The sequence below is a fragment of the Streptomyces sp. CC208A genome (assembly GCF_030010625.1).
GTDB lineage: Bacteria > Actinomycetota > Actinomycetes > Streptomycetales > Streptomycetaceae > Streptomyces.
Genome location: NZ_JASCXN010000021.1, coordinates 25434 through 48811, shown reverse-complemented (window position 1 = coordinate 48811; position 23378 = coordinate 25434). Strand labels below are relative to the sequence as shown.

General features: G+C 73.0%; 21 protein-coding genes. 10 read left to right on the top strand and 11 right to left on the bottom strand.

What is annotated here, in order from left to right:
• Positions 1–338 precede the first annotated feature (338 nt).
• The 3 genes from QK442_RS22225 to deoC are packed head-to-tail and all read right to left on the bottom strand — an operon-like array spanning position 339 to position 3623.
• A complete protein-coding gene (locus tag QK442_RS22225) occupies positions 339–1229 on the bottom strand; it encodes an aldehyde dehydrogenase family protein (protein ID WP_282695776.1) in 891 nt (296 codons plus the stop codon).
• Positions 1222–2658, bottom strand: a complete 1437-nt coding sequence (locus QK442_RS22220; RefSeq protein ID WP_282695775.1) for an aldehyde dehydrogenase family protein — start codon at positions 2656–2658, stop codon at positions 1222–1224. Before QK442_RS22220 ends, QK442_RS22225 begins: the two co-directional genes overlap by 8 nt.
• Positions 2659–2663: 5 nt before the next feature.
• Positions 2664–3623, bottom strand: a complete 960-nt coding sequence (gene deoC, locus QK442_RS22215) for a deoxyribose-phosphate aldolase (RefSeq protein ID WP_282695774.1) — start codon at positions 3621–3623, stop codon at positions 2664–2666.
• 252 nt (positions 3624–3875) lie between these two features.
• On the opposite strand from deoC, the gene QK442_RS22210 reads away from it, so the two are divergent.
• The 3 genes from QK442_RS22210 to QK442_RS22200 all read left to right on the top strand — a co-directional run bounded on the left by QK442_RS22210 (position 3876) and on the right by QK442_RS22200 (position 6873).
• Positions 3876–5129 carry a hypothetical protein gene (locus QK442_RS22210; RefSeq protein WP_282695773.1) on the top strand — a complete coding sequence of 418 codons (1254 nt, stop codon included), beginning with the start codon at positions 3876–3878 and terminating at the stop codon, positions 5127–5129.
• Positions 5130–5507: 378 nt separating this feature from the next.
• Positions 5508–6170, top strand: coding sequence for a class F sortase (locus tag QK442_RS22205; protein ID WP_282695772.1), 663 nt, complete (start codon positions 5508–5510; stop codon positions 6168–6170).
• Positions 6171–6228: 58 nt separating this feature from the next.
• Positions 6229–6873 (top strand): PH domain-containing protein, encoded by a 645-nt coding sequence (locus QK442_RS22200; protein ID WP_282695771.1) that lies wholly within the window; start codon positions 6229–6231, stop codon positions 6871–6873.
• Positions 6874–6954: 81 nt separating this feature from the next.
• Here the strand turns inward: QK442_RS22200 and QK442_RS22195 are convergent, their stop codons facing one another.
• The 3 genes from QK442_RS22195 to QK442_RS22185 all read right to left on the bottom strand — a co-directional run bounded on the left by QK442_RS22195 (position 6955) and on the right by QK442_RS22185 (position 10359).
• Positions 6955–8607 (bottom strand): phospho-sugar mutase, encoded by a 1653-nt coding sequence (locus tag QK442_RS22195; RefSeq protein ID WP_282695770.1) that lies wholly within the window; start codon positions 8605–8607, stop codon positions 6955–6957.
• A 324-nt stretch (positions 8608–8931) separates the two neighbouring features.
• The gene (locus tag QK442_RS22190; protein ID WP_282695769.1) at positions 8932–9735 is read right to left on the bottom strand and encodes a purine-nucleoside phosphorylase; all 804 of its coding nucleotides are present in this window, start codon (positions 9733–9735) and stop codon (positions 8932–8934) included.
• Between the two features lie 186 nt (positions 9736–9921).
• The gene (locus QK442_RS22185) at positions 9922–10359 is read right to left on the bottom strand and encodes a gamma-glutamylcyclotransferase (protein ID WP_282695768.1); all 438 of its coding nucleotides are present in this window, start codon (positions 10357–10359) and stop codon (positions 9922–9924) included.
• Positions 10360–10656: 297 nt separating this feature from the next.
• On the opposite strand from QK442_RS22185, the gene QK442_RS22180 reads away from it, so the two are divergent.
• Together QK442_RS22180 and QK442_RS22175 are read left to right on the top strand one after the other, a co-directional pair.
• Positions 10657–12096 (top strand): NAD(P)H-quinone dehydrogenase, encoded by a 1440-nt coding sequence (locus QK442_RS22180; RefSeq protein ID WP_282695767.1) that lies wholly within the window; start codon positions 10657–10659, stop codon positions 12094–12096.
• A gap of 178 nt (positions 12097–12274) precedes the next feature.
• Complete coding sequence (locus tag QK442_RS22175; RefSeq protein WP_282695766.1) at positions 12275–13237, top strand: DeoR/GlpR family DNA-binding transcription regulator; 963 nt, start codon at positions 12275–12277, stop codon at positions 13235–13237.
• Positions 13238–13354: 117 nt separating this feature from the next.
• On the opposite strand, the gene QK442_RS22170 is transcribed toward QK442_RS22175, so the two are convergent.
• The gene (locus QK442_RS22170; protein ID WP_282695765.1) at positions 13355–15109 is read right to left on the bottom strand and encodes a biotin carboxylase N-terminal domain-containing protein; all 1755 of its coding nucleotides are present in this window, start codon (positions 15107–15109) and stop codon (positions 13355–13357) included.
• 373 nt (positions 15110–15482) lie between these two features.
• Here QK442_RS22170 and QK442_RS22165 point away from each other — a divergent pair, with 373 nt between their 5' ends.
• Complete coding sequence (locus QK442_RS22165; RefSeq protein ID WP_282695764.1) at positions 15483–15947, top strand: hypothetical protein; 465 nt, start codon at positions 15483–15485, stop codon at positions 15945–15947.
• Positions 15948–15954: 7 nt separating this feature from the next.
• Here QK442_RS22165 and QK442_RS22160 read toward each other — a convergent pair whose 3' ends face one another.
• From QK442_RS22160 to QK442_RS22145, 4 genes are all read right to left on the bottom strand, one after another.
• A complete protein-coding gene (locus QK442_RS22160; protein WP_282695763.1) occupies positions 15955–16578 on the bottom strand; it encodes a nucleoside triphosphate pyrophosphatase in 624 nt (207 codons plus the stop codon).
• Positions 16579–16591: 13 nt separating this feature from the next.
• On the bottom strand, positions 16592–16720 hold the full coding sequence (locus QK442_RS22155) for a hypothetical protein (RefSeq protein WP_282695762.1): 129 nt from the start codon (positions 16718–16720) through the stop codon (positions 16592–16594).
• A 149-nt stretch (positions 16721–16869) separates the two neighbouring features.
• Positions 16870–17079, bottom strand: coding sequence for an acyl-CoA carboxylase epsilon subunit (locus QK442_RS22150; protein WP_282695761.1), 210 nt, complete (start codon positions 17077–17079; stop codon positions 16870–16872).
• Positions 17080–17099: 20 nt separating this feature from the next.
• Positions 17100–18713, bottom strand: a complete 1614-nt coding sequence (locus QK442_RS22145) for an acyl-CoA carboxylase subunit beta (protein ID WP_282695760.1) — start codon at positions 18711–18713, stop codon at positions 17100–17102.
• Between the two features lie 134 nt (positions 18714–18847).
• On the opposite strand from QK442_RS22145, the gene QK442_RS22140 reads away from it, so the two are divergent.
• From QK442_RS22140 to QK442_RS22125, 4 genes are all read left to right on the top strand, one after another.
• Positions 18848–19732, top strand: a complete 885-nt coding sequence (locus QK442_RS22140) for a biotin--[acetyl-CoA-carboxylase] ligase (protein ID WP_282695759.1) — start codon at positions 18848–18850, stop codon at positions 19730–19732.
• A gap of 417 nt (positions 19733–20149) precedes the next feature.
• Positions 20150–21277, top strand: a complete 1128-nt coding sequence (locus tag QK442_RS22135; RefSeq protein WP_282695856.1) for an adenylate/guanylate cyclase domain-containing protein — start codon at positions 20150–20152, stop codon at positions 21275–21277.
• A gap of 72 nt (positions 21278–21349) precedes the next feature.
• Positions 21350–22147, top strand: a complete 798-nt coding sequence (locus QK442_RS22130) for an enoyl-CoA hydratase-related protein (RefSeq protein ID WP_282695758.1) — start codon at positions 21350–21352, stop codon at positions 22145–22147.
• A gap of 95 nt (positions 22148–22242) precedes the next feature.
• The gene (locus QK442_RS22125) at positions 22243–23376 is read left to right on the top strand and encodes a sensor domain-containing diguanylate cyclase (RefSeq protein ID WP_282695757.1); all 1134 of its coding nucleotides are present in this window, start codon (positions 22243–22245) and stop codon (positions 23374–23376) included.
• Positions 23377–23378: the final 2 nt, after the last annotated feature.

Below are 23378 nucleotides of genomic sequence, written 5' to 3'. Positions count from 1 at the left end.
CTGCACCTGCGCCTGCCACCGGCACGGGGCGAGCGGTGAGCGCTCGGTGAGCGTGCCCACCCTCGATCACGGCACCGTGACGACTTGACCGCCTCGCAGCGCGGTTCTCGGTCGGTGTCCAGGAGGGTGCGGATCTCGGGCAGGACCTTCTTGCCCGCCGTCTGGCGGGCCTGGAAGCCGATCATGTCGACGCCGATGGCGTCCTTGACTGGGTTGGGGATCTCGTCGCCGCCGGGCCGGGGCCGGACTCGACGCTGAGGGAGTTCAGGACGCGGGCGGCAAGAGGGCCGCGCCCCCTCCGGACGGAGAGGAGGCGCGGCCCTCGGTTCAGGAGTGGCTCAGTACGAGGAGCCGCTCGCGCCCAGCGAACCCGTGGGGTGCCAGACCGTCTTGGTCTCCAGGAAGGCGGTCATGCGGTCCGTGCCGGGGGACTCGGCGAAGTCCTCGGTGCGGGGGCGCAGGACGCGCTTCAGGTTGTCGGCCGCGGCGGTCTCCAGGTCCTTGGCCAGGTCGGCGTCGGCGCCCGTCAGGTCGATCGCGTTGACGTCCAGGTGGGCCGCGAGGTGCGGGCCCATCTCGGCGGCCTTGCCGGAGAGGATGTTGACCACGCCGCCGGGGAGGTCGGAGGTGGCCAGGACCTCGCCGAGGGAGAGGGCCGGGAGGGGGGACTTCTCCGAGGCGATCACGACGGCCGTGTTGCCGGTGGCGATGACCGGGGCGATCACCGAGACCAGGCCCAGGAAGGACGACTCCTGCGGGGCGACGACCGCGACGACGCCGGTCGGCTCCGGGGTGGAGAGGTTGAAGTACGGGCCCGCGACCGGGTTGGCGCCGCCGACCACCTGGGCGATCTTGTCGGTCCAGCCCGCGTACCAGACCCAGCGGTCGATCGCGGCGTCCACCTGGGCCGCCGCCTTCGACTTCGACAGGCCCTCGGCGTCCGCGACCTCGCGGACGAACTGGTCCCGGCGGCCCTCCAGCATCTCGGCGACGCGGTAGAGGATCTGGCCGCGCAGGTACGCCGTGGCGCCCGCCCAGGCGGCCTGCGCCTTGCGCGCGGCGACGACCGCGTCACGGGCGTCCTTGCGGGAGGAGAGGGGGGCGTTCGCCAGCCAGTTGCCCTTGGAGTCGGTCACCTCGTACACCCGGCCGCTCTCGGAGCGGGGGAACTTGCCCCCGACGTACAGCTTGTAGGTCTTGAAGACGGAGAGTCGGGTCGTGTCAGACATCGAGGTACGCCTCCAGGCCGTGGCGGCCGCCCTCGCGGCCGAAGCCCGACTCCTTGTAGCCGCCGAAGGGCGAGGTCGGGTCGAACTTGTTGAACGTGTTGGCCCAGACGACGCCCGCGCGGAGCTTGTTCGCGACCGCGAGGATGCGGGAGCCCTTCTCCGTCCAGATGCCGGCGGAGAGGCCGTACTGGCTGTTGTTGGCCTTGGCGACGGCCTCGTCCGGGGTGCGGAAGGTGAGGACCGACAGGACCGGGCCGAAGACCTCGTCGCGGGCGATGGTGTGCGCCTGGGTGACGCCCGTGAAGAGCGTCGGGGCGAACCAGTAACCCGCTTCCGGGAGCTCGCAGGCGGCGGTCCAGCGCTCGGCGCCCTCCGCCTCGCCCCGGTCCACCAGGGAGGTGATGCGGGCCAGCTGCTCCTCGGAGTTGATGGCGCCGATGTCGGTGTTCTTGTCGAGCGGGTCGCCGAGGCGGAGCGTCGACAGGCGGCGCTTGAGGCTGTCCAGGAGCTCGTCCTGGATCGACTCCTGGACCAGGAGGCGGGAGCCCGCGCAGCAGACCTGGCCCTGGTTGAAGAAGATGCCGTTGACGATGCCCTCGACGGCCTGGTCGATGGGGGCGTCGTCGAAGACGATGTTGGCGCCCTTGCCGCCCAGTTCCAGGGTGAGCTTCTTGTCGGTGCCGGCGACCGTGCGGGCGATCTGCTTGCCGACGGCCGTCGAGCCGGTGAAGGCGACCTTGTTCACGTCGGGGTGCGCGACCAGGGCGGCGCCGGTGTCCCCGTAACCGGGGAGGATGTTGACGACACCCTTCGGGAGGCCCGCCTGGCGGCAGATGTCCGCGAAGAAGAGGGCCGAGAGGGGGGTGGTCTCGGCGGGCTTCAGGACGACCGTGTTGCCGGTCGCGAGCGCCGGGGCGATCTTCCACGCCAGCATCAGGAGCGGGAAGTTCCACGGGATGACCTGGCCGGCCACGCCCAGCGGCTTCGGGTTCGCGCCGAAGCCGGCATGGTCGAGCTTGTCGGCCCAGCCCGCGTAGTAGAAGAAGTGCGCGGCGACCAGGGGGAGGTCCGCGTCGCGGGTCTCCTTGATCGGCTTGCCGTTGTCCAGGGTCTCCAGGACGGCCAGCTCACGGCTTCGCTCCTGGATGATCCGGGCGATCCGGAAGAGGTACTTGGCGCGCTCGGAGCCGGGCAGCGCCGACCACTTCTCGAAGGCCTTGCGGGCGGCCTTCACCGCGCGGTCCACGTCCGCCTCGCCCGCCTGGGCGATCTCGGACAGGACCTCCTCGGTGGAGGGGGAGACGGTCTTGAAGACCTTGCCGTCGGCCGCGTCGGTGAACTCGCCGTCGATGAACAGGCCGTAGCTCGGCGCGATGTCGACGACCGCGCGCGACTCGGGCGCGGGGGCGTACTCGAAGGGGGAGGTCATGTCGATCAGTCCACCGTCACGTAATCGGGGCCGGAGTAGTGGCCGGTCGCCATCTTCTGGCGCTGCATCAGCAGGTCGTTGAGCAGGCTGGAGGCGCCGAAGCGGAACCAGTGGTTGTCCAGCCAGTCCGCGCCGACCGTCTCGTTGACCAGCACCAGGAACTTGATGGCTTCCTTGGTGTTGCGGATGCCGCCGGCGGGCTTCACGCCGACCTGCGTGCCGGTCTGGGCGCGGAAGTCGCGCACCGCCTCCAGCATGAGGAGGGTGTTCGCCGGGGTGGCGTTGACCGCGACCTTGCCGGTCGAGGTCTTGATGAAGTCGGCGCCGGCCATCATGCCGAGCCAGGAGGCGCGGCGGATGTTGTCGTACGTGGACAGCTCGCCGGTCTCGAAGATCACCTTGAGGCGGGCACGGTCGCCGCACTCGGCCTTGACGGCGGCGATCTGCTCGTACACCTCCAGGTAGCGGCCGGCGAGGAAGGCGCCGCGGTCGATGACCATGTCGATCTCGTCCGCTCCGGCGGCGATCGCGTCGGCGGTGTCGGCCAGCTTCACGGGGAGGGCCGCGCGGCCCGCCGGGAAGGCGGTGGCGACCGAGGCGACCTTGACGCCCGAGCCCGCGAGGGCGGCCTTGGCGGTGGCCACCATGTCGGGGTAGACGCAGACGGCGGCGGTCGTCGGGGTCGTGCGGTCGGTCGGGTCGGGGTGGACGGCCTTGGCGGCGAGGGCCCGGACCTTGCCCGGGGTGTCCGCGCCTTCGAGCGTCGTCAGGTCGATCATGGAGATGGCCAGGTCGATGGCGTACGCCTTGGCCGTGGTCTTGATCGAGCGGGTGCCGAGGGACGCGGCGCGCGCCTCCAGGCCCACGGCGTCGACGCCGGGCAGCCCGTGGAGGAAGCGGCGCAGCGTGCTCTCGGACGCGGTCACGTCGGCGAAAGCTGCTGCTGCGGATGCAGTGGTGGGCATGGTCACCAGTCGAGCATATCTACGCGCGTAGCGACCTGTACAGGGGAGGGGGTCGCCCGGTGTCGTGCGGCGGCAGGAGTCATGAGAGAGGTGACGGCTGTCACGCGCTCGTGACACGGAGCGGATCGGTCCCACATACAAGATCAATAGATTCTTGTCAGCAGCCAGGGGAACTCACCGGCCCTTCCCGATCGAGACGTCACCGGCATGCGGCTCTTCCCACCCGTCACCGATTCTTCCTCGGGAGTCGTTATGCGCACCGCCCTCCGTACCGCCCTCGCCGCCGCGCTCGTCGCGGGCGTTGCCGCCACCCCGGTCCTCGCGGCCGGCAGCGCCTTCGCCGCCGACGCGACACCGGCGCCGACGGCCACCGCGAGTGCGACGGCCACCGCGAGTGCGCCCGCCGAGGCCGCCCCGGCCGCCCCGGCCGTGGAGACCACCTCCGCGACCTCCGCCCCGGCCACCTCCGCCCCCGCCGCTGCCACCCCGGCGCCCGCGACCTCCGACCCGGCGACAGGGGTCCTCGTCCGGACCGAGACCCTGATCGGCGGGACCGTCGCCAAGATCTACAGGATCGAGGCGGGGAACCACCGCGCCGAGCTGTTCCGCGACGGCTCCCCGGTCGGCGTCCTCAAGGCGGACGGGCTCCCCACCGCCGGCCAGGACAACGGCGAGTTCTACGTCCTCGAGCCCGACGGCACCTCCTACAACTGGGTCGGCAACATCGCCCCCGCCGAGCCCGGCCTCTACCGCCTGGTCGACGGCACCGTCGTGGAACTCCGGGCGATGGACACGACCTTCGGCCTCCGGCGCGTCGACCCCACCACCGGGGACGACGACTACGTCTACGCCAACGGCCAGCGTCAGGTGATGCGCCTGGGCAAGGCCGTCGTCGTCCTGGAGGCGGACGGCCAGTTCGCCGCCTACGTCCCCGGCTCGGCGAAGCAGGCCGCCCCGCAGCCGTACGACAAGGGCGGCGTCGACCAGGGCAGGCCCACCGGGGGCAAGCCGGTCGTCATCGGCGAGTGCGCCGTCCGGCAGGACGTCCCCTCCGTCTTCGCGCTCCTCACCGTCACGCTCACCAACGACCTGGAGACGGGCCCGAAGGCCGTCCTCAAGGACGAGAAGGGCAAGGCCCTCGTCACCGTCGACCGCGAGCACCCGGAGGACCTGGGCCAGGGCCTCACGATCAAGGACGCGAACACCAGGACCCCGCAGCTCGGCCAGCGCACCCAGGGCGGCGCGCCGTTCCGGTGGACCGCGTTCCCGAAGCTCCCCAAGGGATGCGAGAAGCCCGCGTCCTCGACCGAGCGCCCCGCCGACACCACCCCCCACAACGGCGGCCAGACCACGGTCGTCCCGAAGGGCGGCGTCGCCGCCGGCGCCGAGTTCGGCCCCCAGGACGACTCCACGGCCCTGATCGCGGCCGGCGCGGGCGCGGCCTCGCTCGCCGCGGCCGGCCTCGGCTTCGTCGCCCTGCGCCGCCGGGTCGGCTCCCGCGGCTGACGTGCCGCTGGGGCGGCGTCCGCGGCGTCCGCGGCGTCCGCGGCGGACTCGGCGTCGGGCCGGTTCTCGTGGCGGGCTCGCCGCCGGATCGGCCCCTGCGGCGGCCCTCGCCGCGGTCGGCCGGGACCGTGACTCCCGGCCGGGCCGCACCCGACCCCGTTCCGCCCGACCTCCGTCCCACCCGACCCCGTTCCGCCCGACCTCCGTCCCACCGACCCCCGTCCCACCGACCCCCGTCCCGCCCGGCTCTCCGCCCCGCCCGCTCCTCCGCATCACCCGCTCCTCGACCCTGACCCGAGCAGGAGCACCACCCCATCAGGCCGGCCGCCGCGCCCCACGCGGCGGCCGGCCGTACCCCGTCCCGCCCGGAGCCCTCCCGTGAACCGTCGCCGCACCCGCACCCGCACCCGTACCCGTACCCGTACCGCCTCCGTCCTCCTCCTGGCCGCCCTCGTGGCGCTCACCGGCTGCTCGGCGTCCGGCCCCTCGCCCGCCACCCCGCCCGCCCGCATCGCGGAGGCCACCGCGCCCGCCACCCCGCCCGCGCCCACGAAGAGCGCCGCCCCCGTCCGGCCGCTGGCCCGCTCGCTGCCCGTGCGGGTTCAGCTGCCCGCCGCCGGGGTCGACGCCCGGCCGGTCCTGGGCCTCGGGCTGAACGCGGACGGGACCGTCGAGGTGCCCTCGGTGGCCGATGCCGACCGGATCGGGTGGTACGGGAAGGGCGTCACGCCCGGTGAGACCGGGCCCGCCGTGCTCATCGGGCACTTCGACACCGCGCGCGGGCCGGCCGTGCTGAAGGACGTCGCCAAGGTCCGGGTCGGCGACGAGATCACCGTGACCCGCGCGGACGGCACCGCCGCCGTCTTCCGCGTCCGCGAGCTCGAGCAGGTCGACAAGGACGCCTTCCCGACGGAGAAGGTCTACGGCGACACCCGCCGGCCCGAGCTGCGCGTGATCACCTGCGGCGGCGAACTCGTCGACGGCCACCGGCCGGACAACATCATCCTGTACGCGGACCTCGTCGCCGCCCGCCCGGCATGACCCCGGTACGGACGGGGCGCCCGGGTCTCCCGGTACCTCCTGAGGCACAATCGGCGGCATGACGACCCCCGAGCCGACCTCCGGGCCGAACCCCGAGCCGACCTCCGCCGACCGTGTCTTCCGCTCCGCCTTCGGCATCGCGGGAGGCGTCTTCATGCTCGCCCTGGTGCTGGTCCTCTCGATCGACGCGATGCTGCGCGGCGAGGGCCGGACGCCCTGGCTGTCGCTGGCCGGGCTCGTCCTCGCCGTGCCGCTGATCATCGCCTTCACCGTCCGGCCCGCCGTGTACGCCAACGAGGACCGGCTCCGGATCCGCAACCCCTTCCGCTCGATCCTGCTGCCGTGGGCCTCGGTCGCCGACGTCCGGGCCGGCTACTCCAGCGAGGTCTTCACGCAGGAGGGCGCCAAGTACCAGCTGTGGGCCGTGCCGGTCTCGCTGCGGCAGCGGAAGAAGGCCGCGCGCCGGGCCGCCCGCGCCTCCCAGGACGATCCCCACGGACGTACCTCGATCACCGCCGACGTCCGGGACGCCTCCCGCATCGCGCCCAGCGACCAGACCGTGGCCGACCTGCGGGAGATGGCCGAGCGGTACGCGGACCGGGCCGGGGCGCAGGGTGCGCCGCAGGTCCGCTGGGCGTACGAGATCATCGCCCCGGCCGCGGCCGGTCTGGTCCTCCTGGTGATCCTCGCCGCGACCGGCTGACCGGCCGCCGGAGTCGGTAGGCAGGGGAAAGGGCCGGTACGGGGTACCCCGTACCGGCCCTTTCCCCTGCCTACCGCGGCCTCACAGCCCCGCGGCCGCCGCCAGGTCCTTCTTCAGCGCGTCGAGCACCTCGGCGCCGGTGGCGCGGGCGGTCGCGAGCGCGCTCGCGTCGGCGACCGGGACCACGACCTCCAGGTAGCACTTCAGCTTGGGCTCCGTGCCCGAGGGGCGGACGATCACGCGGGCCTTGTAGTCGCCCTCCAGGTGGTAGCGCAGGCCGTCCGTCGGCGGCAGCGACTCCGTGCCCTTCGTCAGGTCCTCCGCCGAGACGACGGTCAGGCCCGCGAGCCGCACCGGCGGGGTCTCGCGCAGGGCGGCCATCGCGTTCGCGATGATCCCCAGGTCCTCCACGCGCACCGACAGCTGGTCCGTGGCGTGCAGGCCGTGCGCGACGGCCAGGTCGTCGAGCAGGTCCGTCAGCGTCCGGTCCCGCTCCTTCAGCTCCGAGGCCAGCTCGGCGACGAGCAGCGCCGCCGTGATGCCGTCCTTGTCGCGGACGCCCTCGGGGTCCACGCAGTAGCCGAGCGCCTCCTCGTAGCCGTACCGCAGACCGTCCACGCGGGCGATCCACTTGAAGCCGGTCAGCGTCTCCTCGTACCCGACCCCGGCGGCCTCGGCGATCCGGCCGAGCAGCGAGGACGAGACGATCGACTCCGCGAAGACGCCCCGAGCGCCCTTGTGCACGAGGTGCGCGGCGAGCAGCGCGCCGACCTCGTCGCCGCGCAGCATCCGCCAGCCGCCGTCCACGGAGGCGTCCGGCACGGCCACCGCGCAGCGGTCGGCGTCCGGGTCGTTGGCGATGACGAGGTCGGGGTCCACGGCCCGGGCCGCCTCGAAGGCGAGGTCCATGGCACCCGGCTCCTCCGGGTTGGGGAAGGCCACGGTCGGGAACGCCGGGTCGGGCTCCGCCTGCGCGGCGACCAGCGCCGGCGGCGGGAAGCCGTGCCGGGCGAAGGCCGCCGTCAGGACGTCCTTCCCGACGCCGTGCATGGCCGTGTAGACGGTCCGCGCGGTCCGCGGCGAGCCGGGCGTCAGGACGGCGTCGGTGCGCGCCAGGTAGGCCTCCAGGACCTCCTCCCCGAGCACCTCCCACCCGCTGTCCGGGCGCGGCACGTCGGCCAGGGCCCGTACGGCGGCGATCTCGGCCGCGATCTCGGCGTCGGCCGGCGGCACGATCTGCGAGCCGTCGCCCAGGTACACCTTGTAGCCGTTGTCGCGCGGCGGGTTGTGGCTCGCGGTCACCTCGACGCCCGCGACGGCGCCCAGATGCCTTATGGCGTACGCCAGGACCGGCGTCGGCAGCGGGCGCGGCAGCAGCGCGGCGCGCAGCCCGGCGCCCGTCATCACGGCGGCGGTGTCCCGGGCGAAGTCGGCCGACTTGTAGCGGGCGTCGTAGCCGATGACGACGAGGCCGCCGGTCTGCCCCTTCCCCTTCAGGTACGCGGCGAGCCCGGCGGCGGCCCGGATCACCACGGACCGGTTCATCCGCATGGGCCCGGCACCGAGCTCCCCGCGGAGCCCCGCGGTGCCGAACTGCAGCGTCCCGGCGAACCGGACCGCCAGCTCGTCGGTCTCCCCCCGGTCGAGGAGCGCGCCGAGCTCCTCCCGGGTCTCGGGATCGGGATCCTCGGCGAGCCACGCCTGGGCCCGGGCGAGCAGTTCGTCCTTCGTCACGGTGATGCGCCTTTCGGAGTGCGGGTGGGTGGGTGCGGGGCGGGCCGCTGCGTGCGGGCCGGTACGGGTGGCCGGGTGCGGGTCGGCGGGTGCGGGTCGGCGGGTGCGGGTCGGCGGGGGTGCGTGGGGGCCGCTGCGCGGAGCCTTTCCCCACCCCGCCCCTTCCCGTAACCGGGGCTCCGCCCCGGACCCCGGTGCTCAAACTCCCCCTACGCCTGGCGGCGTGGGGGGACCCCCGGACGGGCTGGATCCAGCCCGTCCGGCGGGGAGAAAGCCCAGCGCGGCGGTCCGCCGCCACGGCGGCACGGTGCCGCCGGCGGAACGTCAGATCCGGTCCAGCACCCGCGTCAGCAGTTCGCCCATCCGGGCGGCCGAGTCGCGGCCCGCCTGGAGGACCTCCTCGTGGTTCAGCGGCTCGCCCGAGAGCCCCGCGGCCAGGTTGGTGACGAGGGAGATGCCGAGGACCTCCGCACCGGCCTCGCGGGCGGCGATGGCCTCCAGGACGGTGGACATGCCGACGAGGTCGCCGCCCAGGACGCGGACCATGTTGATCTCGGCGGGGGTCTCGTAGTGCGGGCCGGGGAACTGGACGTACACGCCCTCCTCCAGCGTCTCGTCGACCTCCTTGCACAGCGCGCGCAGCCGCGGCGAGTACAGGTCCGTCAGGTCCACGAAGTTGGCGCCGACGATCGGGGAGGCGGCCGTCAGGTTGATGTGGTCGCTGATGAGGACCGGCTGGCCGGGGCGCATGCCCTCGCGCAGGCCGCCGCAGCCGTTGGTGAGGACGACGGTCTTGACGCCCGCGGCGACGGCCGTGCGGACGCCGTGCGCGACGGCGGCGACGCCGCGGCCCTCGTAGAAGTGGGTGCGGCCGAGGAAGACCAGGGCGCGCTTCTCGCCGATCTTGTACGAGCGGACCTTGCCGCCGTGTCCCTCGACGGCCGGCGGCGGGAAGCCCGGAAGCTCGGTGACGGGGAACTCGGCCTCGGGGGCGCCCAGGGCGTCGACGGCCGGAGCCCAGCCGGAGCCCATGACCAGGGCGACGTCGTGGTTCTCGACTCCGGTCAGCTCGCGCAGACGCGCGGCCGCGGCCTCGGCGGCCTCGTACGGGGTGGCAGTAGCGTTCACTGGCTCTCTCGCCTCGGGGAGGGGGTCCGAGGGAGGAGACCCCGGACGGAATTCGTTCGCGCAGAAGCCTAGCCGGAGAATTCCTACGCGCGTAGATGACGGCGCGGACGGACATGCGATCGTTGTCTTGTCGTTTCCGACGAAGAGATCGCCGCGTCCGTCTGGTGAGCCGCTCGCCGCCCCCGCTCAGCAGGGCCGCTTGCGCAGCTCCATCACGTAGTCGTGCGGCGCCCCCGCCGACTCGGCCGCGTCGGCGACCTCGCCCAGGTAGCGGGCGGACGGCAGCCCGCCCTCGTAGGCGTCGAGCACGTACACCCAGGCCGGCTCCTCGCCGTCGAGGGTGTGCACCCGGACCCGCATCCGCCGGTAGATGCCGAGCCCGACGCCCACCCAGCGGTCCATGGAGTCCTGGTCCATCGGGGCGATGTCGTACAGCGCCACGAAGACCTGCTCGCCCGGGGCCTCCACGAGGGTGGCGAGCGCTCCCTCCCAGCCCATCTGCTCCCCGCCGAAGGTGAGCCGCCAGCCGTTCAGCCAGCCGGTGCCGCGCAGCGGGGAGTGCGGGGCGCGGCGGCTCATCAGCCGGGCGTCGAGGTTGCCGGCGTACGCGGCGTAGAGCGACATGGGACCGAGGGTACGGGAGGGGCGGGGGTGCCCGGAGAACACCGAGGTGGGGCCGTACGAGGGGCACCGCGGCCCGTCGGCCGGGCGGCCTTCCGCGTGCTGTACGAGGGGCGTCGCGGCCCCCTGCCGGGCGGCCTCTCGCATCCTGTCCGGCGGCTTTCCCCGGCCCCGGCGCGAGGGAGTGCGCCGCGTGCGGGACAATGGAGCACGCACTTGAAGCGTGCGGGACAATGGCGTACGCACTGCAGCCCAGCGGGGGACCCCCCGGCAGAACGAGAGCGCGAGGCGTAGATCCCAGTGACCCGGATCGTGATCATCGGCGGCGGACCCGGCGGATACGAGGCGGCCCTGGTGGGCGCCCAACTCGGCGCGGAGGTGACCGTCGTCGACTGCGACGGCCTCGGCGGCGCGTCCGTCCTGACCGACTGCGTGCCCTCCAAGACCCTGATCGCCACCGCCGAGGTGATGACCACCTTCGACTCCTCCTACGAGGAGCTGGGCATCATCGTCGCGGACGACACTCCGCACGTCGAGCAGGCCGCCCGTGTGGTCGGCGTGGACCTCGGCAAGGTCAACCGACGGGTGAAGCGGCTCGCGCTCGCCCAGTCGCACGACATCACCGCCTCCGTCACCCGTGCGGGCGCCCGGGTGCTGCGCGGCCGCGGCCGGCTCTCGGGCCGGCAGGCCGTGGACGGCTCCCGTCAGGTGGTCGTGACGGCCGCGGACGGCAGCGAGGAGACGCTGACGGCCGACGCCGTGCTGATCGCGACCGGCGGGCACCCGCGCGAGGTGCCCGACGCCAAGCCGGACGGCGAGCGGATCCTGAACTGGACGCAGGTCTACGACCTGAAGGAGCTCCCGGAGGAGCTCATCGTGGTCGGTTCCGGTGTGACCGGTGCCGAGTTCGCCGGCGCCTACCAGGCGCTCGGCTCCCGGGTCACGCTCGTCTCCTCCCGGGACCGGGTCCTGCCCGGTGAGGACCCGGACGCCGCCGCGGTCCTGGAGGACGTCTTCCGCCGCCGCGGCATGAACGTCATGGCCCGCTCCCGCGCCGAGTCCGCCAAGCGGGTCGGCGACCGGGTCGAGGTCACCCTCTCGGACGGCCGGGTCATCTCCGGCACCCACTGCCTGATGGCCGTCGGCGCCATCCCGAACAGCGCGGGGATGGGCCTGGAGGAGGCCGGGGTCCGGCTCAGGGAGTCCGGCCACATCTGGACCGACCGGGTCTCCCGCACCTCCGCCCCCGGCGTCTACGCGGCCGGTGACGTCACCGGCGTCTTCGCGCTCGCCTCGGTCGCCGCCATGCAGGGCCGGATCGCGATGTACCACTTCCTCGGCGGCGCGGTGGCCCCGCTCGACCTGAAGACGGTCTCCTCCAACGTCTTCACCGACCCGGAGATCGCCACCGTCGGCTACACCCAGGCCGACGTCGACGCCGGCAAGATCGACGCCCGGGTCGTCAAGCTGCCGCTGCTGCGCAACCCGCGCGCCAAGATGCAGGGCATCCGGGACGGCTTCGTCAAGATCTTCGCCCGCCCCGGCACCGGCATCGTGGTCGGCGGCTGTGTCGTCGCGCCGCGCGCGAGCGAGCTGATCCACCCCATCTCGATCGCGGTCGACAACAATCTGACGGTCGAACAGATCGCAAATGCTTTCACCGTGTACCCCTCCCTGTCGGGCTCGATCGCGGAAGTGGCACGGCAGTTGCAGACCCGAAAGACCGCGGGCGAGGGCTGACCGGCCCGGCGATCACCGTCCCCGCCTGCAAGAACGGTTCGCCGACTCGGACAACCCCCGGCAAGCCGGGGCATAGGACGAACGGCGGCGGGGCCTCCCATACCACGTGGAGGCCCCGTCCACGGGCAACTTCGGCAGATCGACCCAAAGTGCTGTCGGTCACGTTACTGTCGGTTTCGTGTTCGCTGCAGAACGTCGCCAGTTGATCCTCGAAATGGTGCGCGCCAATGGAGCCGTGTCGCTCCGCGAGCTCGCCCGCGTCGTCCAGACCTCAGAAGTGACCGTACGGCGAGACGTGCGGGCGCTGGAGGCAGAAGGACTCCTCGACCGCCGGCACGGCGGTGCGGTGTTGCCGGGCGGATTCACGCGAGAGTCCGGCTTCCCGCAGAAATCCCATCTCGCGACCGCGGAGAAGACGGCCATCGCCGACGTCGCCGCGAACCTGGTCGAGGAGGGCGAGGCCATCGTCGTCGGCGCCGGGACCACCACCCAGGAGCTGGCCCGCCGGCTCGCCCGGGTGCCCGGCCTCACCGTCGTCACCAACTCGCTGCTCGTCGCCCAGGCCCTCGCGCACGCCAACCGGGTCGAGGTCGTCATGACCGGCGGCACCCTGCGCGGCTCCAACTACGCCCTGGTGGGCAGCGGGGCCGAGCAGTCGCTCCAGGGGCTGCGCGTCTCCCGCGCCTTCCTCTCCGGCAGCGGTCTCACCGCCGAGCGCGGCCTCTCCACCTCCAACATGCTCTCCGCGAGCGTGGACCGGGCCCTGGTGCAGGCGGCGGCCGAGGTCGTGGTCCTCGCCGACCACACCAAGCTCGGCACCGACACCATGTTCCAGACGGTGCCGACGGACGTGATCACCCGCCTGGTCACCGACGAGCCCCCGCCCCACGACGAGCGGGCCGCGAGCGAGCTCCAGGCCCTCGCCGACCAGGGCGTGCAGATCGCCGTGGCCGGTACGGGGCAGGGCGCCGCCGCCGGGGAGCAACTGCCCCCGGGCGTCCGGGGCCGCCGTGAGATGCCGCTCCCGGTCCAGCGCGGCGGCAGGATGCCGGCCGCCGGCCAGTTCCGCGGCTCCGGCCCCGGTCTGGGTGCCGAGCCCCTGGAGCGCACGGCCCGCGTGGCGGACCTCCGGCGCCGCTGAACCCGTAGCCGTACGCGTACCCCTCCCTCGGGTGCGTACGTACGGCGAAGGGCCCCCAGGCGGCTGCCTGCGGGCCCTTCGTGTGAGCGCTTGTGAGCCGTGCGGACCGGCGGTCCGTCAGGCCTTGATGTCGCAGATGCCGGCGCCGGAGGTGACCGACGCGCCGACCTCGGCCTTCAGGCCGGTGACGACACCGGACTTGTGGGCGTTGAGGGGCTGTTCCATCTTCATGGCCTCCAGGACCACGATCAGGTCGCCCTCCTTGACCTCCTGGCCCTCCTCGACGGCCACCTTGACGATGGTGCCCTGCATCGGGGACGCGAGGGTGTCGCCGGAGGCGGTCGGGCCGGACTTCTTCGCGGCGCGGCGCTTGGGCTTGGCGCCGGCGGCCAGGCCGGTGCGGGCCAGGGTCATGCCGAGCGAGGACGGGAGGGAGACCTCAAGGCGCTTGCCGCCGACCTCGACGACGATGGTCTCGCGGCCCGCCTCGTCCTCCTCCGCCTCGGCACCGGCCGGGGCGAAGGGCTTGATGTCGTTGACGAACTCGGTCTCGATCCACCGGGTGTGGACGCGGAACGGGTCGGCGGTGAAGGCGGGGTCGACCACGACGGCCTGGTGGAAGGGGACGGCGGTGGCCATGCCCTCGACCTTGAACTCCGCGAGCGCGCGGGCGGCGCGCTGCAGGGCCTGCTCACGGGTGGCGCCGGTGACGATCAGCTTGGCCAGGAGGGAGTCCCAGGCCGGGCCGATGACCGAGCCGGACTCGACGCCCGCGTCCAGGCGGACGCCGGGGCCGGTGGGCGGGGCGAAGGTGGTGACGGTGCCGGGCGCGGGCAGGAAGTTGCGGCCGGGGTCCTCGCCGTTGATGCGGAACTCGAAGGAGTGGCCGCGGATCTCCGGGTCGCCGTAGCCGAGCTCCTCGCCGTCGGCGATGCGGAACATCTCGCGGACCAGGTCGATGCCGGTGACCTCCTCGGTCACCGGGTGCTCGACCTGGAGACGGGTGTTGACCTCCAGGAAGGAGATCGTCCCGTCCAGGCCGACGAGGAACTCCACCGTGCCGGCGCCGACGTACCCGGCCTCCTTCAGGATCGCCTTGGACGCGGCGTACAGCTGCGCGTTCTGCTCCTCCGTCAGGAACGGCGCGGGGGCCTCCTCCACCAGCTTCTGGTGGCGGCGCTGCAGCGAGCAGTCACGGGTGGAGACGACGACGACGTTGCCGTGGGTGTCGGCCAGGCACTGGGTCTCGACGTGGCGGGGCTTGTCGAGGTAGCGCTCGACGAAGCACTCGCCGCGGCCGAAGGCGGCGACGGCCTCGCGGACGGCGGAGTCGTAGAGCTCGGGGACCTCTTCGAGGGTGCGGGCGACCTTCAGGCCGCGGCCGCCGCCGCCGAACGCGGCCTTGATCGCGATCGGCAGCCCGTGCTCCTGGGCGAAGGCGACGACCTCGTCGGCGCCCGAGACCGGGTCGGGGGTGCCGGCCACGAGCGGCGCGCCGGCGCGCTGGGCGATGTGCCGGGCGGCGACCTTGTCGCCGAGGTCGCGAATGGCCTGCGGCGGCGGGCCGATCCAGGTCAGTCCGGCGTCGATGACGGCCTGGGCGAACTCGGCGTTCTCGGAGAGGAAGCCGTAGCCGGGGTGGATCGCGTCCGCGCCGGCGTCCTTGGCGGCCTGGAGCACCTTGGCCATGTCCAGGTAGCTGGTGGCCGGGGTGTCACCGCCCAGGGCGAACGCCTCGTCGGCCGCGCGGACGTGCAGGGCGTCCCGGTCCGGATCGGCGTAGACGGCTACGCTGGCGATCCCGGCATCCCGGCAGGCACGGGCGACACGAACAGCGATTTCGCCACGGTTGGCGATGAGCACCTTGCGCACGATGGCTCCCTCCTTGAAACAAGCTGAGTTTAGGGACTGCCGACACGGCCCCTCGACCCGTCCCCAATGGTGACCTTGCCCACATGGACTGCTGATCGAGGCTCGCTCGGGTCGTGAAATCCCTTGTCGCACCACGGTACGCAGGGTTCCTTGACGGCACAGTAGCTCTGAGGTGTGGCGCAGGTCTCTGTTCGTAAAGTCAGTCACCCTTTGTGTTTCTTTGTGGAGACCCTACGAATGGCTCAATGATTCTTTGCCGGACCGTCGCCCTCCGGCCAGGGCGCGCGAACTCTTGTCCGGGCGTTTACCGGCCAGTAGCCTTCGCGGAGTTGACCGTACTGTCGGTAACAGGCGAATCCAGGGGGTGGCCGAGGTGGCCCGCAGACCGATCGCACTCGTCACGGCCGCCGTGCTCCTCGTGGAAGCACCAGCCATCGTCGCCGTCAACGGCATCATGGCCCGCTTCGTGGAGGCCCAGTCGATGTCCCTCGACGGGCTCGACCCGGACCACATGGTCACCGGCACCTGGGCCCTCGGCATCGCCTCCGGCCTCGCCCTCGCGCTCTGCGCCCTCGTCGCGCTCCTCGCGGGCCTCCGCGACCGCCGCCCCGGCCGCCTCGGCCGGGGGCTGCTCATCGGCTGCGCGGTCGTCCACGGGATCCTCGGCGCGGTCGCGATCGGCCTGATCGGCTGGGGCGCCTTCGCCTTCCTCATGACCGTCGTCGGGCTCGTCGTCCTCACCCTGGTGGCGTACGGGAAGGAAACCGACGGCCCTCAGGAGACCGACGGCCCTCAGGAGACCGACGGCCCCGAGAAGGCGGAGCCCGCCACGGCCTGACGGGAGCTCAGGCGGTCCAGAGCTCCGTGATCCCCACGTCCAGCTTGGCCAGAAGCCGCCGCAGCAGCGGCAGGGACAGGCCGATCACATTGCCCGGGTCGCCGTCGATGCCCTCGATGAACGGCGCCGACCGGCCGTCCAGCGTGAACGCGCCCGCCACGTGCAGCGGTTCGCCGCTCGCCACGTACGCCGCGATCTCCTCGTCCGTCGGATCGCCGAACCGCACCACCGTCGACGCCGTCGCCGACGCGTACCGCTTGGCCGCCGTGTCGTACACGCAGTGACCCGTCTGGAGGACGCCGACCCTGCCCCGCATGGAGCGCCACCGCTCGGTGGCCTCGGCCGCGTCGGCGGGCTTGCCCAGGGCCTTCCCGTCCAGCTCCAGGACCGAGTCGCAGCCGATCACCAGGGCGCCGCTCGCCTCCGGACGGGCCGCGACGTGCGCCGCCTTGGCCTCCGCGAGCGCCAGCGCGAGCTCCGCCGGGGTCGGCGCGTGGACCTTGTCCTCGTCCACGCCGCTGACGATCACCTCGGGCGCGAGCCCGGCCTGCCGGAGCAGACCGAGCCGGGCGGGGGAGGCGGAGGCGAGAATGAGACGGCGGGGGGTGCGGCCCGGCTGATCAGCAGTCATGGAGGCAGCGTACTCAGCGCGCGCCCGCCACGAACATTAAGACGACCATGGCAAGCGCCAGGAGCACACCCGATCTGCGCAGCATCGCCTGCGCCTCGCGCAGGAACTTCGGCGGCTTGTTCTCGGGGTCGGACCACAGCATGCCCCGATACTGCTGCCGGGACGGCCGGCGGCACCTGAGTACGGATACTCAAGCGCCCCGGGGAACGGCCCTCAGCCCGCGCACGCGTGCGTACGCAAGGAGGCCGGACCCCCCGCACAAGGGGTCCGGCCTCCTCGGCTCACCTCATGTCAGACCGGCCAGTAGGACCGCGCCCAGGCCCGCGGCCCCGGCCGGTGCCGTACCGAGCGGGCGATCCGCGACGGGTCCGACCAGCCCTCCGGTGCCGCCGGGCCGCCGCCCGCGGCGGCCGCCGCCGTGGCCGCGGCCCGGGCCTGGACCACCGCCAGAGCGGCGGCCAGCTCCTCGGGCGTCGGGTTGCCTCGTACGACCTTGATCATCGTGCTGTCCCTCCCGAGGGCTAGAGCGGGATGTTGCCGTGCTTCTTCGGAGGCAGGGATTCCCGCTTGGTCCGCAGCTGACGCAGGCCCTTCACGATCTGCGGGCGGGTGTCGGACGGCAGGATCACCCCGTCGATGTAACCGCGCTCGGCGGCGATGTACGGGTTGAGGAGCGTGTCCTCGTACTCCTGGATCAGCCGCGCCCGCACCGCCGCTGCTTCCTCGGCGTTCTCGCCGTTCGCCTCAGCCTCCGCGATCGTCCGCCGGTGCAGGATGTTCACCGCGCCCTGCGCGCCCATGACGGCGATCTGCGCCGTCGGCCACGCCAGGTTCAGGTCGGCGCCCAGGTGCTTGGAGCCCATGACGTCGTACGCGCCGCCGAAGGCCTTCCGGGTGATGACCGTGATCAGCGGGACCGTGGCCTCCGCGTACGCGTAGATCAGCTTGGCGCCGCGCCGGATGATGCCGCCGTACTCCTGGTCCACGCCGGGCAGGAAGCCGGGGACGTCGACGAAGGTCAGCACCGGGATGTTGAAGGCGTCGCACGTACGGACGAACCGCGCGGCCTTCTCGGAGGCGTTGATGTCCAGGCAGCCCGCGAACTGCATCGGCTGGTTGGCGACGATGCCGACCGGGAAGCCCTCCACGCGGCCGAAACCGGTCAGGATGTTCGGCGCGAACAGCGCCTGCGTCTCCAGGAACTCGCCGTCGTCGACGACGTGCTCGATGACCTTGTGCATGTCGTACGGCTGGTTCGCCGAGTCCGGGATCAGCGCGTCGAGCTCCAGGTCCTCGCCCGACACCTCGGTGTCCGCCGCCTCCGGGAAGGCCGGCGGCTCGGAGAGGTTGTTCGACGGCAGGTACGAGAGCAGCTGCTTCACGTACTCGATGGCGTCCTTCTCGTCCCCCGACATGTGGTGCGCCACGCCCGAGGTCGTGTTGTGCGTCCGGGCGCCGCCCAGCTCCTCGAAGCCCACGTCCTCGCCGGTCACCGTCTTGATGACGTCGGGGCCCGTGATGAACATGTGCGAGGTCTGGTCCACCATCACGGTGAAGTCGGTGATCGCGGGGGAGTACACCGCACCGCCCGCGCACGGCCCCACGACCAGCGAGATCTGCGGGATCACGCCGGACGCGTGGGTGTTGCGGCGGAAGATCTCGCCGTACATGCCGAGGGCGCTCACGCCCTCCTGGATGCGGGCGCCGCCGGAGTCGTTGATGCCGACGACCGGGCAGCCGGTCTTCAGCGCGAAGTCCATCACCTTGATGATCTTCTGGCCGTACGTCTCGCCGAGCGCCCCGCCGAAGACGGTGAAGTCCTGCGAGAAGACGGCGACCGGACGCCCGTCGACCGTGCCGTAGCCGGTGACGACGCCGTCGCCGTACGGCCGGTTCTTCTCCAGGCCGAAGTTGGTCGACCGGTGCCGGGCCAGCTCGTCCAGCTCCACGAAGGAGCCCTCGTCGAGCAGCAGGGCGATCCGCTCACGCGCGGTCAGCTTCCCCTTCGCGTGCTGCTTCTCCACGGCGCGTTCCGAGCCGGCGTGCGTGGCCTCGCCGATGCGGCGCTTCAGATCCGCGATCTTGCCCGCGGTCGTGTGAATGTCGATCTCGTACTGCTCTGCCGGCTCGGACATCGGGATGCGGCTCCCTGCCTGGTCACGGGGGGTTCGTTGACTGCGAATGGGCTACTGACGGCCTATTGCCCCGTAGCGTATCGGCGCCGATACGGCTGCGCAGTGCGGTCTATCCCACACCTAGTCTGGCTTGCATGACGTCTCCCCACGCATCAGGAAACACGTCCGGCGGCGCTTCGAGCGGCCCGTGGTCCGACCTCGACCGGCCCCCGCTCAACGTCCGCGCCCTGCGGCAGGCCCTGCTCCTCCAGGACGGGCTGTGGAGCTCCCTCGACGTGGTCGCCTCCACCGGCTCCACCAACTCCGACCTCGCCGCCCGCGCCGGTGAACTGCCCGAAGGGGCCGTGCTGGTCGCCGAGGAGCAGACCTCGGGACGCGGCCGGCTCGACCGCACCTGGAGCGCGCCCGCCCGCTCGGGGCTCTTCCTCTCCGTGCTGCTCAAGCCGGACGTGCCCACCCACCGGCTCGGCTGGCTGCCGCTGCTCACCGGCGTGGCCGCCGCCACCGGCCTGGTGAAGGCCGCAGGCGTCGACATCTCCCTCAAGTGGCCCAACGACCTCCTGGTGACGGTCAGCGGGGAGGAGCGCAAGGCCGGCGGCATCCTCGCCGAGCGGGCCGGAAAGGACGGCGAGGACGGCGTCGTCGTCGGCCTCGGCATCAACGTCACCCTGCGCGAGGACGAGCTGCCCGTCCCCAACGCCGGCTCCCTCCTCCTCGCCGGGGCCGTCTCCACCGACCGCGACACCCTGCTGCGGGCCGTCCTGCGCTCCCTCGCCGACTGGTACGGCGCCTGGACGCGCGCCGACGGCGACCCCGAGGCCTCCGGCATCCAGGCGGCCTACGCGGCCGGCTGCGCGACCCTCGGCCGCCGGATCCGCGCCGACCTGCCGGGCGAGCGGATGCTGGAGGGCGAGGCCGTGGCCGTGGACGGCGACGGGCGCCTGATCGTCGCCACCGAGGGCGGCGGCACGGAGGCGGTAGGCGCCGGGGACGTCGTCCACCTGCGCGCGACGGACTGAGGACCCCGGACCGTTCCGGCGTGAGCCAGCCCACACCTGTCGTATCGTGGAGCGCGATCCAGGCGAACAGATCGGCAGGACAGTGGGCAGCGGCAGGGAACGGGCAGGAGGCGGCCGGTGACCGTCGACGACGCGAACACGGGCGGCGGCGGGGAGGACCCCGAGCAGTCCGGGGCAGCCGACCGGCCCGGGGCCGCCGAGCAGTCCGAGCAGCCTGAAGGACCCGAGCAGCCTGGGCGGGGCGAGCGGTCGGAGCGGCCTGGGCAGTCCGAGCAGCCTGAAGGACCCGAGCGGCCTGGGCAGTCCGAGCGGGTCAAGCGGTCCGGGCAGCCCGGGGCCTCCGAGCAGGCTGAGCGGTCCGACCGGTCCGGGGCCTCCGGAGCCGCCGCCCCCGCCTCGCCCCCCGCTCCGCCCCCCGTGCCCGCCTCCGCCCCCGCCGAGTCCTCGGCCGCGTACCCCACCCCCCACCACGCCGTCGACCACACCGCCGAGCCGACCGACGACCCGCTCGCCATCCGCCTCGAACAGCTCATCCTCGGCGCCGACCGCCGCTACACCCCTTTCCAGGCCGCCCGCACCGCCGGTGTCTCCATGGAGCTGGCCTCCCGTTTCTGGCGGGCCATGGGCTTCGCCGACATCGGGCAGGCCAAGGCGCTCACCGAGGCCGACGTGCTCGCCCTGCGGCGGCTCGCGGGTCTCGTCGAGGCGGGGCTGCTCAGCGAGCCGATGGCGGTGCAGGTGGCCCGTTCCACCGGGCAGACCACCGCCCGACTGGCCGAATGGCAGATCGATTCCTTCCTGGAGGGCCTGACCGAGCCGCCCGAGCCCGGCATGACCCGTACCGAGGTCACGTACCCCCTGGTCGAACTGCTCCTGCCCGAGCTGGAGGAGTTCCTGATCTACGTGTGGCGGCGGCAGCTCGCCGCCGCCACCGGCCGGGTCGTGCAGGCGGCGGACGACGAGGAGATGGTCGACCGCCGTCTCGCCGTCGGCTTCGCCGACCTCGTCGGCTTCACCCGCCTCACCCGCCGCCTGGAGGAGGAGGAGCTGGGCGAGCTGGTCGAGGCCTTCGAGACCACCTGCGCCGACCTGGTCGCCGCGCACGGCGGCCGGCTGATCAAGACCCTCGGCGACGAGGTGCTGTACGCGGCGGACGACGCCGGCATCGCCGCCGAGATCGCGCTCCGCCTGATCGAGACCCTCAGCCAGGACGAGACCATGCCGGCGCTGCGGGTCGGCATCGCCTTCGGCACCGTGACGACCCGGATGGGCGACGTCTTCGGCACCACCGTGAACCTGGCCAGCCGGCTCACCTCGATAGCGCCGAAGGACGCCGTCCTCGTGGACAGCGCCTTCGCCGAGGAGCTGACCCGCACCGGCGACGTGCCCGTCTCGGAGGCCGAGGCGGCGGAGGAGGCCGCCCGCGCGGAGAAGGAGGGGCGCCCGGCCCAGGCGTACCGCTTCGCGCTCCAGCCCATGTGGCAGAGGTCGGTCCGTGGCCTCGGCGTGGTGGAGCCCTGGCTCCTGAGCCGCCGTCCGGCCTAGGATCTCCCGGTGAACGCCTGTTAACACCCGTTAACAGGCCTGAACAGAGCCGAACCGGGAGGGTGTGCGGTCATGTCCGAGCAGCGCTTTGGTGAGTTCGTGGCGGTCCGGAAGGAGGGCCGGGGCGGTCACGTCGCGGAACTGGTCCTGGACCGCCCCAAGGCCATGAACGCGGTCTCCACCGAGATGGCCCGCTCCCTCGCCGCCGCCTGCGACGCCCTCGCCGCCGACCGCGACGTCCGCGTCACCGTCCTGACCTCCTCGAACGACCGGGCCTTCTGCGTCGGCGCCGACCTCAAGGAGCGCAACTCCTTCACCGACGCCGACCTCGTCCGCCAGCGCCCGACCGCCCGCGCCGCGTACACCGGCGTCCTGGAACTGCCCATGCCGACGGTGGCGGCCGTGCACGGCTTCGCCCTCGGCGGCGGGTACGAGCTGGCGCTCTCCTGCGACCTGATCGTCGCCGACGCGACCACCGTCGTCGGCCTCCCCGAGGTCTCCGTCGGCGTCATCCCCGGCGGCGGCGGTACGCAGCTGCTCCCGCGCCGGGTGGGCGCGGCGCGCGCCGCCGAGCTGGTCTTCACGGCCCGCCGGGTGGAGGCGGCCGAGGCGCACGAGCTCGGCCTGGTGGACGTCCTCGCGGAGGACGCCCGCCCGGCCGCCCTGGAGCTCGCCGGGCGGATCGCCGCGAACTCGCCGGTCGGCCTGCGGGCCGCGAAGAAGGCCATGCGACTGGGCCAGGGCCTGGACCTGCGGGCCGGCCTGGAGGTCGAGGACGGGGCCTGGCGCTCGGTGGCCTTCTCGGGCGACCGCGCGGAGGGCGTGGCCGCGTTCAACGAGAAGCGGAAGCCGGAGTGGCCCGGAGAGTGACCAAACGGTCCCCTTATGGTCCAGTTTTTGATGAAATGTGACTTTCCGTGACGTCTCGGAGGGGAAAACGGATCAAACCTCCCTAAGCTGGAGGAATGGGAGAGGACGTGCGGCTGCGGGCCGTGGTGGCGCTGGCACAGGGGATGGCGGCGGCCCACACGCCGCGCGAGTTCTGGCGGGCCGCCGCGCTCGGCGCGCGGGCCGGACTGGACGGGAGCTTCGGCGCCCTCTCGATCTGGGAGCGGGACCACGGGCGGCTGCGGGTCCTGGTGAACGCCGGGGAGCGGGCGGTCGGCGAGGAGGAGTTCCCGGACGCGGAGACGTACCCGGTCCACCAGTTCCCGGAGATCACCGAGTTCCTGCACGAGCGGTGGGCGGTCGGCGCGGGCCCGCACGCCTGGGTCGAGACCGCCGACGCCCCCGTCGTCACCGGCCGCGTCGAGGGCCTGCGGCGGCGCGGCCGCAGCGGCTGCGTGGTCGCCCCGGTCGTGCTGCACGGCCGGGCCTGGGGCGAGCTGTACGTGGCCAGGTCCCTGGGGGCGAAACCTTTCACCTCCGACGACGTCGACTTCGCGAACGTCCTCGCGGCGGTCGTGGCGGCCGGCATCGCCCAGGCGGAGCGCCTGGAGGAGGTCCGCAAACTGGCCTTCACCGACCCGCTCACGGGCCTCGCCAACCGCCGCGCGGTGGACGCCCGCCTGGACGAGGCGATCGAGCGCTACCGGGCGCACGGCGAGGTCGTCAGCCTCGTCGTCTGCGACCTGAACGGCCTCAAGCGCGTCAACGACACCCACGGCCACGCGGTGGGAGACCGCCTCCTGGAACGCTTCGGCTCGGTCCTCTCCCGCTGCGGCGCCCGCCTCCCCGGCGCCCTCGCCGCCCGCCTGGGCGGCGACGAGTTCTGCCTCCTGGCGGTCGGCCCGACGGCGGACGAGGTGGTGGCGGTCGCGGAGGAGCTGTGCGTACGAGCGGCGGAACTGGAGCTCGGTGAAGGGGTCGCCTGCGGGGTGGCCTCCACCGGCGACCCCATCGGCCCCCTGAAGTCCGCCCGCCGCCTCTTCCGCCTCGCCGACGCCGCCCAGTACCAGGCCAAGGCCGCCCGCTCCACGAAACCGGTCGTGGCAGGCCGCGACGGCACGGTCATCCGCCTGGCCGACGCCCCGCCCGGCACCCGCGACCGCCGCCGCTTCCGCGACGCGCCGACGGTGGAACTGCCTCCGGAGCCGTGAGG

Excerpts from the sequence above, each read along its gene's own strand:
- QK442_RS22225 (WP_282695776.1), bottom strand. The coding sequence starts at position 1,229 with ATGTCTGACACGACCCGACTCTCCGTCTTCAAGACCTACAAGCTGTAC.
- QK442_RS22220 (WP_282695775.1), bottom strand. The coding sequence starts at position 2,658 with ATGACCTCCCCCTTCGAGTACGCCCCCGCGCCCGAGTCGCGCGCGGTC.
- deoC (WP_282695774.1), bottom strand. The coding sequence starts at position 3,623 with ATGCCCACCACTGCATCCGCAGCAGCAGCTTTCGCCGACGTGACCGCG.
- QK442_RS22210 (WP_282695773.1), top strand. The coding sequence starts at position 3,876 with ATGCGCACCGCCCTCCGTACCGCCCTCGCCGCCGCGCTCGTCGCGGGC.
- QK442_RS22200 (WP_282695771.1), top strand. The coding sequence starts at position 6,229 with ATGACGACCCCCGAGCCGACCTCCGGGCCGAACCCCGAGCCGACCTCC.
- QK442_RS22185 (WP_282695768.1), bottom strand. The coding sequence starts at position 10,359 with ATGTCGCTCTACGCCGCGTACGCCGGCAACCTCGACGCCCGGCTGATG.
- QK442_RS22160 (WP_282695763.1), bottom strand. The coding sequence starts at position 16,578 with ATGACTGCTGATCAGCCGGGCCGCACCCCCCGCCGTCTCATTCTCGCC.
- QK442_RS22155 (WP_282695762.1), bottom strand. The coding sequence starts at position 16,720 with ATGCTGTGGTCCGACCCCGAGAACAAGCCGCCGAAGTTCCTGCGCGAG.
- QK442_RS22150 (WP_282695761.1), bottom strand. The coding sequence starts at position 17,079 with ATGATCAAGGTCGTACGAGGCAACCCGACGCCCGAGGAGCTGGCCGCC.
- QK442_RS22145 (WP_282695760.1), bottom strand. The coding sequence starts at position 18,713 with ATGTCCGAGCCGGCAGAGCAGTACGAGATCGACATTCACACGACCGCG.
- QK442_RS22140 (WP_282695759.1), top strand. The coding sequence starts at position 18,848 with ATGACGTCTCCCCACGCATCAGGAAACACGTCCGGCGGCGCTTCGAGC.
- QK442_RS22130 (WP_282695758.1), top strand. The coding sequence starts at position 21,350 with ATGTCCGAGCAGCGCTTTGGTGAGTTCGTGGCGGTCCGGAAGGAGGGC.
- QK442_RS22125 (WP_282695757.1), top strand. The coding sequence starts at position 22,243 with ATGGGAGAGGACGTGCGGCTGCGGGCCGTGGTGGCGCTGGCACAGGGG.